At 70.5% G+C, this 12,241-nt stretch carries 10 protein-coding genes; 3 read left to right on the plus strand and 7 right to left on the minus strand.

Annotated features, from left to right (window positions below; all coding sequences use genetic code 11):
- The first annotated feature begins 112 nt into the window (after positions 1–112).
- The 3 genes from CFK41_RS03415 (at position 113) to CFK41_RS03425 (ending at position 2,486) form a co-directional block, all read left to right on the plus strand.
- Complete coding sequence (locus CFK41_RS03415; protein ID WP_227873193.1) at positions 113–718, plus strand: NUDIX hydrolase; 606 nt, start codon at positions 113–115, stop codon at positions 716–718.
- A 258-nt stretch (positions 719–976) separates the two neighbouring features.
- Positions 977–1,363: a cold-shock protein gene (locus tag CFK41_RS03420; RefSeq protein WP_096798409.1), complete on the plus strand. Its 387-nt coding sequence runs from the start codon at positions 977–979 to the stop codon at positions 1,361–1,363.
- Positions 1,364–1,367: 4 nt separating this feature from the next.
- A complete protein-coding gene (locus tag CFK41_RS03425) occupies positions 1,368–2,486 on the plus strand; it encodes a DUF3027 domain-containing protein (protein WP_096798410.1) in 1,119 nt (372 codons plus the stop codon).
- 212 nt (positions 2,487–2,698) lie between these two features.
- Here CFK41_RS03425 and CFK41_RS03430 read toward each other — a convergent pair whose 3' ends face one another.
- The 7 genes from CFK41_RS03430 to topA form a co-directional block, all read right to left on the minus strand.
- Positions 2,699–3,877: a DNA polymerase III subunit delta' gene (locus CFK41_RS03430; protein ID WP_096798411.1), complete on the minus strand. Its 1,179-nt coding sequence runs from the start codon at positions 3,875–3,877 to the stop codon at positions 2,699–2,701.
- 2 nt (positions 3,878–3,879) lie between these two features.
- The gene (gene tmk / locus CFK41_RS03435; RefSeq protein ID WP_096798412.1) at positions 3,880–4,611 is read right to left on the minus strand and encodes a dTMP kinase; all 732 of its coding nucleotides are present in this window, start codon (positions 4,609–4,611) and stop codon (positions 3,880–3,882) included.
- Entirely contained in the window at positions 4,608–5,684 is a 1,077-nt protein-coding gene (locus CFK41_RS03440; protein WP_096798413.1) for a Gfo/Idh/MocA family protein, read from the minus strand. Before CFK41_RS03440 ends, tmk begins: the two co-directional genes overlap by 4 nt.
- A gap of 85 nt (positions 5,685–5,769) precedes the next feature.
- Positions 5,770–6,624, minus strand: a complete 855-nt coding sequence (locus tag CFK41_RS03445; RefSeq protein ID WP_096798414.1) for a carbohydrate ABC transporter permease — start codon at positions 6,622–6,624, stop codon at positions 5,770–5,772.
- Complete coding sequence (locus CFK41_RS03450) at positions 6,621–7,793, minus strand: carbohydrate ABC transporter permease (protein WP_321169383.1); 1,173 nt, start codon at positions 7,791–7,793, stop codon at positions 6,621–6,623. The genes CFK41_RS03445 and CFK41_RS03450 overlap by 4 nt, the downstream gene beginning before the upstream one ends.
- A complete protein-coding gene (locus tag CFK41_RS03455; protein ID WP_096798415.1) occupies positions 7,781–9,127 on the minus strand; it encodes an ABC transporter substrate-binding protein in 1,347 nt (448 codons plus the stop codon). The genes CFK41_RS03450 and CFK41_RS03455 overlap by 13 nt, the downstream gene beginning before the upstream one ends.
- A 340-nt stretch (positions 9,128–9,467) precedes the next feature.
- Positions 9,468–12,197 carry a type I DNA topoisomerase gene (gene topA / locus CFK41_RS03460; protein WP_096798416.1) on the minus strand — a complete coding sequence of 910 codons (2,730 nt, stop codon included), beginning with the start codon at positions 12,195–12,197 and terminating at the stop codon, positions 9,468–9,470.
- Positions 12,198–12,241 lie beyond the last annotated feature (44 nt).

Consider the following 12,241-nt stretch of genomic DNA (forward strand, 5'->3'; position numbering starts at 1 on the left):
CCCTCGGGACCCTCGGGGGGCTCGGCCCGGCCCGGCCGGCGGTTCCTCGCTGCCCCCGCTCCCGGCCTTCCTCGCGCCGCTCGGCGAGCGGGCCGGACGAGGGGATGTGCTGGTGTCCCGCGATCCTCGGGTCCCGGCTCCGCCGCGCACCGAGCGGCCCATGCGCCGCAGCGCCGTGCTCATCCACGTGGCCGGCACCGAGATCCACGACGCCCAGCTGGTGCTCGAGGAGCGCGGCCGCACCATGCGCTCCCAGCCGGGGCAGTTCTCCCTCCCCGGCGGCGGCCGTGATCCCGGAGATCAGGACGACGTCGACACCGCCCTGCGGGAGGCTCGTGAGGAGACCGGGCTCGTCGCGGCCGACGTGAGGGTGCTCGGCGCCTTCGCGCCGATCCCCATGCCGTGGCGGTCCCAGGTGGTGACCCCGGTGCTGAGCTGGTCACCGGCCCCGCCGCCGCTCGACGTGCAGGACCCGATCGAGGTGGAGCGCCTGGTGTGGGCGCCGCTGACCGGCCCCGGGTCCCTCTCGGACCCGGCTCTCCAGCAGCGGGGGGAGCTCGACGGCCGCGGCGTCGGCCCTCTCTTCGACCTCCCCGGCGACGCCCTCGTCTGGGGCTTCACCGCGATGATCCTGGAGCAGGTGCTCATCGGGCTCGGCCTGGACCCCGTCCCGCCCGCCGCTCCGGCGCGGGAGATCCCGCCCGAGCGCCGTCGCTGAGCGGAGCGTCGGCCGGGTCCGGGAGCCTTCGGGTGCGGCGCCCGTCGGCCCCTCCCGGTCTCCGTCGCGGTGTCCGTGGTCACCACGGCATATTCCGCTCGCCACGGTGCGGCACCGGCACGATAGACTCGAGCGTTGCCGGACGGTCTCCGGCAGCCCCTCGGGGCGGATGCGGAGCGGCCGGCACGGAGGCTCCGCCCGCGTCCCGGGAACCAGTACCCGCAGACCGATGAACAGCAGACAAGGAATGGGATCCAGGTGCCACGCGGCAAGGTGAAGTTCTACGACGCCGAGAAGGGCTTCGGCTTCATCCTCGATGACGAGGACGGACAGAGCGTCTACGTGCACGCCTCGAACCTGCCCGAGGGAGCCGCCTCGCTGCGGCCCGGCGCTCGGGTGGAGTTCGACATGGTCGACGGTCGTCGCGGACCGCAGGTGCTCTCGCTGCAGCTGCTCGAGCCCGCGCCGTCGGTCAGCCGCGCCCGGCGCCAGAAGCCCGACGAGATGGCGGGCATGGTCGAGGACCTGATCCGTCTGCTCGACGACGCCTCCAACGGACTGCGTCAGGGGCGTTACCCCGATCGCGGCCACTCGCAGAAGATCGCCACCGTCCTCCGCGCCGTCGCCGACAACTTCGAGGCCTGAACCCATGACGTCACCGACCACCGCACCCCGCCGCGCCCGCACCGCGAAGCCCAAGCTCGACGCGATCGCGGCTGAGGCCGTCGAACTCGCCCGCGAGGCCCTGCTCGAGGTCACCGAGCCCGGCCAGGTCGGCGAGCACCTCCGCGCCGAGGCGAGCGGGGAACGGCTGGTCACCCACGTCTTCGAGTGCACCATGCCCGGGTACCGGGGATGGTCCTGGGTGGTCGTGGTCACCCGCGCCTCGCGCGCCAAGGTCGCGACGGTCGCCGAGACCGCGCTGCTGCCCGGTGACGACGCGATTCTCGCCCCCGACTGGGAGCCGTGGTCCGAGCGCCTGAAGCCCTCGGACGTCGGCGCCGACGACCTGCTGCCCTACCGCGAGCAGGACGACCGTCTCGAGCAGGGCTATGAGGCCACGGGCGACGAGGACGCCGACCAGGTCGCTCTGTGGGAGCTGGGCCTGGGGCGCACCCGCGTGCTCTCCCAGGAGGGCCGTGGCGAGGCCGCCGAGCGCTGGCTCGAGGGCGACTTCGGACCGCGTCAGACCTCCGGCCGCGGTCGCCGCGGAACCGTCGCGGCGAACTGCACCAGCTGCGGATTCTTCGCCCAGCTCTCCGGCTCCCTGCGCCACGAATTCGGGGTCTGCACCAACGAGTGGTCCCCGGCGGACGGCCGTGTGGTGCACCTGAACTACGGCTGCGGTGCGCACTCCGAGACCGGCCAGGAGGACGAGGACCACGAGATCCCGCGCGGCAGCGGCGTGGTCGTCGACGAGCTGGACGTCGAGCTGGAGAAGGATGCACCCGCCGACGCGTCGCCGATCGAGGTGACCCCCGCCGGCGAGCAGCCCGCGGGTGACGCCGCCGACGCCGGCGAGGCCGGCGAGGCCGCCGACGCCGCCGAGGAGTCGCCGAGCACGGCAGACCAGGCGTCCGACGGTCAGGTCGAGCAGGTCACGGCGGGACGGGTCGCCGACGAGCTGCCGATCGACGCGGTCACGCCCGAGGAGGCGGCTGAGCAGCCGGCCCACGAGCAGGTCGCCGCGGAGCTGCCTGCCGCTGACCAGCCCACGGAGGAGGCTCGGGTCGACGAGGTCCCCGAGGCCGACTCGCCCGAGGACTGACCGCTGCGGCCGCGCCCGCGGCTCATCGTCGATGCGCGCTTCTGAACCAGGATCTGGTTCAGAAGCGCGCATCGCTGTGTGAGGGCCGCGTGGCGCGGCCGGGTGCCGCGTGCCGAAGGGCCGGGTGCCGAGTGCCGAGGGGCCGGGTGCCGGGTGCCGCGTGCCGGGGCGGCGCGGTGCCCGGGGAGCTCGGCGTGGCCTCGCCCGGCTGGTCAGCGCAGGGAGACCGCGATGCGGGACAGGAGGGCCTCGATCGCCAGCAGCGGCGGCACGTTGCCGCTGATGCGGTCCCGGGCGCCCTGCACGGCCTCCAGCAGCCCCAGCGTGATCCGGCCCGAGCCCTGCGAGGCGGCCTGCTCGATCTCGGGAGCGACCTCGATGTTGACCAGCTCCGCCTCGGTGCCGAGCTGTTTGCTCAGGACGTCCCGCAGCACGGAGTGGGCATCGAGGAGGTAGCGGTCCAGCACGTCGCGGACCAGGCGGGTCTGCCGACGCTTCGCGTCCTCCTCGAGCTGGCGCACCTGGGAGCGCAGCGAGGGCGGCACCTTGCCGTCGTCGATCCCGGCGGAGCGCAGGAAGCGCTCCTTCTCCTCGGCGGCGACGACGTCCGCGTGCTCCTTCGCCTCGGCGGTGGCGCGATCCACCAGTCCCTGGGCAGCGAGCACGGCCTGCCCGGCGCTGCGCAGCGAGAGCAGCGTGCGAGCCGACTCCTCCCGTGCGGCCAGGGCGCCCTCCTGCGTGGCGTAGCGCAGCGCGAGACCGATGTGGCCCTGGGCGGCGCGAGCGGCCCGCACCGCGAGCTGCTCGTCGATCCCGTCGCGGCGGCGCAGCAGATCGGCGACCACCTCGGAGGGCGGCACCGAGAGCGTCACCAGGCGGCAGCGGGAGCGGATCGTGGGGGCGAGGTCCTCGGCGGAGGGGGCGCACAGCATCCACACCGTCGCCGGAGGCGGCTCCTCGATCGACTTCAGCAGCACGTTGAAGGTGCCGGCGCTCATGCGATCGGCGTCCTCCACGATCAGCACCCGGCGGTTCCCGGTGGCGGGGGCGCGCTGCGCGGTCATCACCAGCCCGCGCACCTCCTCCTTCGCGATGGACAGCTTGTCCGTCGCGACGACGGTGACGTCAGGATGGGTGCCCGCGAGCGTGGTCCGGCAGGCCCGGCACTGACCGCACCCGATCCCCTGCTCGCACTGCAGCGTCGCGGCGAAGGCCCGCGCCGCGGTGGAGCGCCCGGAGCCCGGGGGGCCGGTGACCAGCCACGCCTGGGCCAGCGAACCCTCGGGCGAGGCAGCGCGACGGAACTGCGCGACGGCGGCGTCCTGCCCGACGACGTCGGCCCAGACGCCGTCGGCCGACACGGTCGGACCTCCGGAGGGGGCGCCGGTCATGGTCACTGCTCGTCCCGGTGGCGGGTGGGCGTCTCGGGCTCGAAGGTGGGGTCGAAGAGGCTCAGCACCTCCCCGACGGCGGCGAGCACCTGGGCGTGCACCTCCTCGCGGGGCAGGGTGCCGTCGATGACCGCGTAGCGGTCCGGATCCTCCGCGGCGAGGTCGAGGAACTCGCGGCGCACCGATTCGCGGAAGGCCACCCCGGCGGACTCCAGGCGGTCCCGAGCCGCGGGGGCGCGGCGGTCGTCGAGGGCCTCCGGCGGCACGTCCAGGAGGATCGTGCGGTGGGGGAGCAGCCCGCCGGTCGCCCACAGGGACAGGGCGGCGATCTCGTCGGCGTCCAGCTCCCGACCGGCGCCCTGGTAGGCGACCGACGAGTCGAGGTACCGGTCGCCGAGCACCAGGCCGCCCCGGGCCAGGTGGGGCCGGATCAGGGTCGCCACGTGATGGGCGCGGTCCGCGGCGTAGAGGAGCGCCTCGGCGTACGGGTCCACGTCCTCCCCGTGCAGGAGCAGGTCGCGGATGCTCCGTCCCAGCGGCGTCCCCCCGGGCTCACGGGTGGTGAGGATGAGGTCCTCGGAGACGGAGCGGTCCGTGACGAGGTGGTCGTGCAGCAGCTTCATCTGCGTGGACTTGCCCGCACCGTCACCGCCCTCGAAGGAGATGAACACGCCGCGCTTGGGCGGATGGGGAGAGGGGACGCGCAGGCCGCGCGCGGAGTCCTGGATGCTCATGCGGTCTCCTCCCCGGGGTAGACCACGCCGAGCCGGGCCCGGATCTCATCCATCGTGCCCATCACGCTGAGGGTGTCCTCCCAGCTCATCAGCGGGGACTCGAGATCCCCGGCCGTGATCCGCCGGGCCGCCTCCGCGATCTCGTACGCCATGCCGTCGCCGACGGGACCGGGATGGGAGAAGGTCGCGGATCGGCCGTCCAGCAGGGAGACGGTCAGGGTGCCCGGGGCGAAGAACGCCCCGGAGAGACGGGCGGTGCCCAGGGTGCCGCTCACCACCGCCTCTGTGGGGGTGCGGGAGCGCAGGGTGGAGGCGAGGCGGGCACGACCGCCGTCCGGGCCCGTCGCGAGCAGGCCGAAGGTCGCGTCGACGCCGGTCTCGGTGAGGTCGCCGCGCACGGCCAGGTCGTCGAGGGGGCCGAGCACCATCTGCGCGAAGGAGACGGGGTACACGCCGAGGTCCAGCAGCGCGCCGCCGCCCAGCTCGGGGGCGTACATGCGGTGGGACGGATCCATGGGGAAGGACTGGCCGTGGTCGGCGGCGACCTCCACGATCTCGCCGAGCAGCCCGGCCTCGAGCACCTGGCGCAGCACGTCGTACTGCGGCAGGAAACGGGCCCACATCGCCTCCATGGCGAACAGTCCGCGCTCGCCGGCGAGGTCCAGCAGGTCCCGGGCCTGGCCGGTGTTGAGGGTGAAGGCCTTCTCGACCAGCACCGGGAGGCCTGCCTCCAGGACGGGGCGGGTCAGCTCGTGGTGCTGGGCGTGCGGGGAGGCGATGTAGACGGCGTCGATCCCGCCTGCGGCGAGCATGTCCGCCACGGAGGAGAAGGCGCTCTCGATCCCATGGGCGGCGGCGAACTCCTCGGCCCGCTCCTGCGAGCGGGAGACGACGGAGACCACCCGGGAGGCGGTCGCCCGGTGCGCGGTGTCGACGAACTGCCCGGCGATGTGCCCGGGCGAGATCACTCCCCAGCGCAGGCCGGGAGCCGTCGACGGCTCGGGGACGGTGGTCGCGGGCAGGGCCAGGGGCGGCGTCGCCTCGCCGCTGCGGGCCTCGTCGTTCTCGGTCATGGGTCCAATCTACCGAGCGTCCCCGACACCGTGCTGGGGTCGGGGACGCTGTGGAGGGAGCTACGCCGAGGGCGCAATCGGCCGGCTACCCCTTGACCGACCCCGCCGTCATGCCTCGCACCAGGAAGCGCTGGAGGCCGAAGAAGACGAGCATCGGGATCACCATCGAGATGAAGGCACCGGCCGTCAGGAGCTCGGCTCCCTGGCCCTGGGTGCCCAGCATCTGCTGCAGGCTCACGATGACCGTCTTGTTGTCCCCGCCGCCCAGGAACAGCTTGGCGATGAGCAGGTCGTTCCACACCCACAGGAACTGCAGGGTGGCGAAGGCCGCGATCGCCGGCGAGGACATCGGTGCCACCAGCCGCCAGAACGTCTGGAAGTGCGAGGCGCCGTCGATCTTCGCGCTCTCCACGACCGAGGTGGGGAGAGTGGCCATGTAGTTGCGCAGCGTGTAGACCGCCAGCGGCATGCCGAAGCCGGTGTGCAGCATCCACACCGCCACGAACTGTCCGTTGATCCCGAGCCCGCGCGGCCCGAGGAGGTCCAGCATCGGCTGGAAGGACACCTGGATCGGCACCACCATCACCGCGACGATCGCGATGAACAGGAAGTCCTTGCCGCGGAACTCGATGAAGGTGAAGGCGTACGCGGCGAAGGCCGCGAACATGATCGGCAGCACCGTGGCCGGCACCGCGACCACGACCGAGTTGATCAACGAGCCGGAGATCGAGGGATCCCCGAGCACCGTCGCGTAGTTGTCGAAGGTCCAGCCGCCCTCCCAGAGACTGCTCCACCAGCCCGTCGAGGCGGCGGCCTCCCGCGAACGGAAGCTGGTGACCAGCAGACCGATCGTGGGGATCGTCCACAGCAGTGCCAGGAGCGGCATGGTGATCGTGGCGACGAGCGAGCGCTTGCGCCCGTCCTTCATGGTCCCGTTCATCGGTTCGCCTCCTGGTCCCTGAAGCTCTTGACCTGATAGATCAATATCGGGATCACCAGGAGGAGGAGCACGACGACGACGGCCGAGGCCTGTCCGGCCTGCTGATCGGTGAACAGCTTGCGGAAGAAGAGGTTCGCGATCACGTCGGAGTTGTACAGGCCGTTGGTCGTGACGTAGATGATGTCGAAGACCTTCAGCACCAGGATCAGCACCGTGATCAGCACGGCGATGAGTGTGGTTTTCACCTGCGGGAAGATGATCTGCCAGAAGATCCGTACCTCGCTGGCGCCGTCCATCCGGCCTGCCTCGACGGTGTCCTCGGGGACGCCCTTGATCGCGGAGCTCAGCAGCACCATCGCGAAGCCCGTCTGCAGCCAGATGAGGATCACCATGAGTGCGAGAGAGTTCAGCCGTGCAGTGTCGATCTGGTACCAGGGCTGCGGGTCCCCGCCCAGGGCGGTGACGATCGCGTTGAGCAGCCCGGTCTGGGCATCTCCGGGGGAGTTGAAGGCGTACACCAGTCCCCAGATCGTCGCCGCGCCCACGAAGCTGATCGCCATCGGCAGGAAGATGAAGGACTTCGCCGCCTTCTCCCCGGTGGGGGAGAGCTTGTCCGCGAGGACCGCGACCGCCAGGCCGAACGCCACGGTGACGACCGGGACGATGAGGATCCACAGGAAGTTGTTCAGCAGGGAGGACCAGAAGGCGCCGCTGCCGAAGATCGCCCGGTAGTTGTCCAGCCCCACCCAGTCGGTGGAGTCGTCGTTCGCGAACGAGTAGACGATCGTCTGGATCGTGGGATAGAGCAGGAAGATCGCGATCAGGCTGAAGCCGGGCAGCAGGAACGCGTAGGGGATGAGTCCCTCGGCGAACCTCGACGGAAAACCCTCGATGCACAGGTTCAGGAAGTAGAAGAACACCAGCGAGCCGCCGATGCCGATGACCAGGCCGAGGACCCCGATGAGGATCTCGGAGCCGGCGAACCACTGCGGGTAGTACGCGAAGGCGAGGAACGCGTTGCAGACGAACCAGGCCGTCGCCGCCATGCCGACCGCGCCGATGAGCACCCGTACCGGGCGTGCCGGAGAGCTCTTGCGCTCGTTCCTCTCCAGTGGTGCTGCACCGCCGGACCCGTGGCGAGCGGGTGCCGTGGTGGTCACTTCGGCCACCCGGCTTCGATCTCATCGCAGACCTCCTGCGAGGTCTTCGCGCCCTGCAGCCACTGGACCATGCCCGTCCAGAAGGACCCGCCGCCCACGGACGTCGGCATCAGATCCGAGCCGTCATAGCGGAACACCGCGGCCCCCGACGCGATCTCGGCGACCTTTCGGGTGATCGAGTCGGAGTACAGGGACTGGTCGAAGGTGCGATGCGGGCTCAGCCAGCCACCGGCCGTCGCCCACTCGCCACCGAAGGCATCCGAGGTCAGGAACTCCATCACCTTCACGGTGTCGTCATTGAGGGTGAACAGGGAGGCGAGGTCGCCGCCGCCGAGGATCGGCTGGCCGTCGAAGCCGCCTTCCCAGGTGGGCATCGCATACACACCCACCTCGTCGTCCATGTTCGCCTGGATGTCCTCGGGGAAGAAGCCGGTGACGAAATTGCCCTGGCGCACGAGCATCGCCTTGGGCGGATCCTCGAACAGGGGCAGAGGGGCCTCGGAGAACGGCGTGTTGATGATCGCGTCGGTCCCTCCCAGCACGTTGCCCTCGCCCTTGAGGAGCTCGCCGACGATGTCGAAGACCTCGACGACCTCCTTGGCGTTGAAGGGGATGCGGTGCTTCGTCCAGTCGTCGTACACGACCGGGCCGTGCACGCGCAGCATGAACTCCTCGATCCAGTCGGTGCCCACCCAGCCCGTCGCCTGCTCTGCACCCCAGCCGTCGGACCACGGTGCGATGTCGTCGGACTTGATCTGCTCCGTGATCTTCGTGAGCTCCTGCATGGTGGCGGGCTCCGTGGAGTAGCCACCCTCCTCGTACGCCTTCTTGGGGTACCAGATCAGTGACTTGCAGGCCATGCGCATCGGGGCGCCGTAGACGCGGCCCTGGTATCTGGCCGAGTCGAGGAAGCCGGGGATCAGGGTGGAATTCAGCGCGTCGTAGTCCAGGAACACGTCGATCGGGGTGATCAGCCCCTTCCCGGCGAGGTCGAACATCCCGCCGGGCTGGGGGAACAGGGCGATATCCGGTGCATCGCCGGCTCCGGCCCGCTGCTGGATCGTGTTCGTGAAGTCCGAATCCGGGGTGTAGTTGATGGTGATCCCGGAATCGGCCTCGAACTTCTCGAGGGAGGCCATGAAGGCTTCCTGCTCCTGGCCTCCGTACGCCCCGAGGATGCTCACCGAGCCGTTTCCCGGGGTGTCGCCGGGCGTGTACTTCTCGCCCCCGCCACCACCGCTGCCGCCGCTCTGATCCGGGTTCTGAAGACATCCGGTCATGCCCAGCGCCGCGGTGGCCGCGGCTCCAGCCATGACCGTGCGCCGGCCGAGACGTCGAGTCATGATCACTCCTTTGTGAGTCGACTTGGTGCTTCAGGTCACACTGTATGCCGTCGGTGCAGGCGATCGCTCCGCCGGGCGCCCGCGAGAGGTGCCGGAACCTCTCTCGTGACCGCCTTGTGACCCGAGATGCTCGGTCATGACCACTCTTCGTGCATATCGCCACAAGTCGGTCATAGTGCGGTGACGCGGGCCAGCACGGGAAGAGGTCGCGGAGGAGCGCGGAGCGCCGACCCGCGGCGCGGCGCACCGGGTCACACGACGAGAGGGGCACGGACCGTGTGGTCCGTGCCCCTCTCGTCGCCCGGGTGCCGCGCAGCCCCTCCGGGGTCGACCGCCGCCGTCACTTCTTCGCGGTGGAGGCCTTCTTCGTGGTGGTGGCCTTCTTCGCGGGAGCGCGCTTCGCGGGCGCCTTCTTCTTCACCGGACCCTTGGCACGCTTCTCCGCGAGCTTCTCGATCGCGACCTTCTCGGTGATCTCCTCGACCCTCTCGGTCGCGCGCAGCGAGACGTTCGTGGTGCCGTCGGTGATGTACGGACCGAAGCGGCCATCCTTGATCACGATCGGCTTCTCGCTGGTGGGATCGGTGCCGAGCTCCTTGAGCGGCGGCTTGGCCGCGGCCCGTCCCCGGGTCTTGGGCTGGGCGTAGATCTTCTCGGCCTCCTCGAGGGTGATCGAGAAGATCTGCTCCTCGGTCTCCAGGGAGCGGGAGTCGGTGCCCTTCTTCAGGTACGGGCCGTAGCGACCGTTCTGAGCGGTGATCTCGGCGCCGTCCTCACCGGCGCCGACCACGCGCGGCAGGCTCAGCAGCTTCAGCGCGTCCTCGAGGGAGACGCTCGAGAGGTCCATGGACTTCAGCAGCGAGCCGGTGCGGGGCTTGGGCTGCTTGGACTTGGGGACCTTCTTGCCGTCGACCGTCTCCGGGTCGGGCAGGATCTCGGTGACGTATGGGCCGTAGCGGCCGTCCTTGGCGACGATCTCGTGCCCGGACTCCGGGTCGGTGCCGAGCACGCGGCCGTCGTCCTTGGCGCGCTCGAGCATCTCCTTCGCCTTCTCGACGGTCAGCTCGTCGGGCGCGACCTCGTCGGAGACGTTCGCGCGGCGCGGGTCGGAGCCCTCGACCACCTCGCCGTCCTCATCGCGCACCTGCTGCTCGACGTAGGCGCCGTAGCGGCCCACGCGCAGGGTGATGCCCTCGCCGATCTCGATCGAGTTGATCGCGCGGGCGTCGATCTCGCCGAGGTCGTCGACCATGGGCTTGAGGCCGATGGGGCCGTCGGTGCCGTCGGAGAGGTAGAAGTTCTTCAGGTACTCCGAGCGCGCCAGATCGCCCTGGGCCATGCGGTCCAGCTGCTGCTCCATCTGGGCGGTGAAGTCGTAGTCGATGAACGGCCCGAAGTGCTCCTCCAGCAGGCGGACCACCGCGAAGGCGGTCCAGCTGGGCACCAGGGCGGTGCCGCGTCGCAGCACGTAGCCGCGGTCCTGCACGGTCGCCACGGTCGAGGCATAGGTCGAGGGGCGGCCGATGCCGCGGTCCTCGAGCGCCCGCACCAGGGAGGCCTCCGTGTAGCGGGGCGGCGGGGTGGTGGTGTGGCCGTCGGGCAGGAGTGCGCGGGTCTCGAGCGACTGCCCCTCCGTCATCTGCGGCAGGCGCTTGTCGTCGCCCTTGTCGGAGTCCTCGCCGTAGCGGGAGGCGTCGCGGCCCTCCTCGTAGGCGGCGAGGAAGCCGCGGAAGGTGATCACGGTGCCGGCGGCGCGGAAGGTCGCGGTGCGGCCGGAGGCCTCCAGCTGCAGCTCGACGGTGGAGGTGGTGCCCTTGGCATCGGCCATCTGGGAGGCGATGGTGCGCTTCCAGATCAGCTCGTAGAGACGGAACTCGTCACCGGCGAGCTGACCGGCCACCTCGGCCGGCGTGCGGAAGTGATCGCCCGCGGGGCGGATCGCCTCGTGCGCCTCCTGCGCGGACTGCGACTTGTTCTGGTAGATGCGGGGCTTGTCCGGCACGTACTGCGAGCCGTAGAGCTCGGCCGCCTGGGCGCGGGAGGCGCGGATCGCCTCGCCCGAGAGCGTCACCGAGTCGGTACGCATGTAGGTGATGTACCCGTTCTCGTACAGCGACTGCGCCACCCGCATCGCCTGGCGGGCACCGAGGCGCAGCTTGCGCGAGGCCTCCTGCTGCAGGGAGGAGGTGGTGAACGGCGCGGCGGGGCGGCGCGTGTACGGCTTGGACTCGAGCGAGGAGACCGTGGCCGGGGCCTCGCCGAGCACCTCGACGAGGGTCCGGGTGGTCTCCTCGGTGAGAACGGTCGCGCTCTTCGAGCGGGGCTTCAGGGTGCCGTCGTCGGCGAAGTCGGAGCCGGTGGCGACGCGGGCGCCGTCGACCGTGGCGATCTTGGCGGTGAACTGGGTGGAGTCCCCGCCGTCCTGGCCGGCGAAGGTGCCGGTGATGTCCCAGTAGTCGGAGGCGACGAAGGCCATGCGCTCGCGCTCGCGCTCGACCACCAGACGGGTCGCGACGGACTGCACGCGACCGGCGGAGAGCGACGGCTTGATCTTGCGCCACAGCACCGGCGAGAGCTCGAAGCCGACCAGGCGATCCAGGATGCGGCGCGTCTCCTGCGCATCGACCAGGCTCGCGTCGATGTCGCGGGTGTTCTCCAGCGCCGCGCGGATCGCGTCCTTGGTGATCTCGTGGAACACCATGCGCTTGACCGGCAGGGACTTCTTGGGCTTGAGGGTCTCCAGCAGGTGCCAGGCGATGGCCTCGCCCTCGCGGTCCTCATCGGTGGCGAGGTAGAGGGTGTCGGCGTCCTTGAGGGCCTTCTTCAGCTCCGCGACGGTCTTCTTCTTGTCGGGGCTGACGATGTAGAAGGGGTCGAAGCCGTTCTCGATGTCGACACCGAACTTCCCGTACGGGCCCTTCTTCATCTCGGCAGGGAGGTCACGAGGCACCGGGATGTCGCGGATGTGGCCCACCGAGGCCTTCACGTCGTACTCGTCGCCGAGATAACGACCGATGGTCCTGGCCTTCGCCGGGGACTCGACGATCACCAGATGTCGTCCGCCAGTCACGTTGCTGTGTCCTTCCTCGCCGCGTCGTCTCGCGGCCCGTCTGC

This window comes from Brachybacterium ginsengisoli (assembly GCF_002407065.1).
Classification (GTDB): domain Bacteria; phylum Actinomycetota; class Actinomycetes; order Actinomycetales; family Dermabacteraceae; genus Brachybacterium; species Brachybacterium ginsengisoli.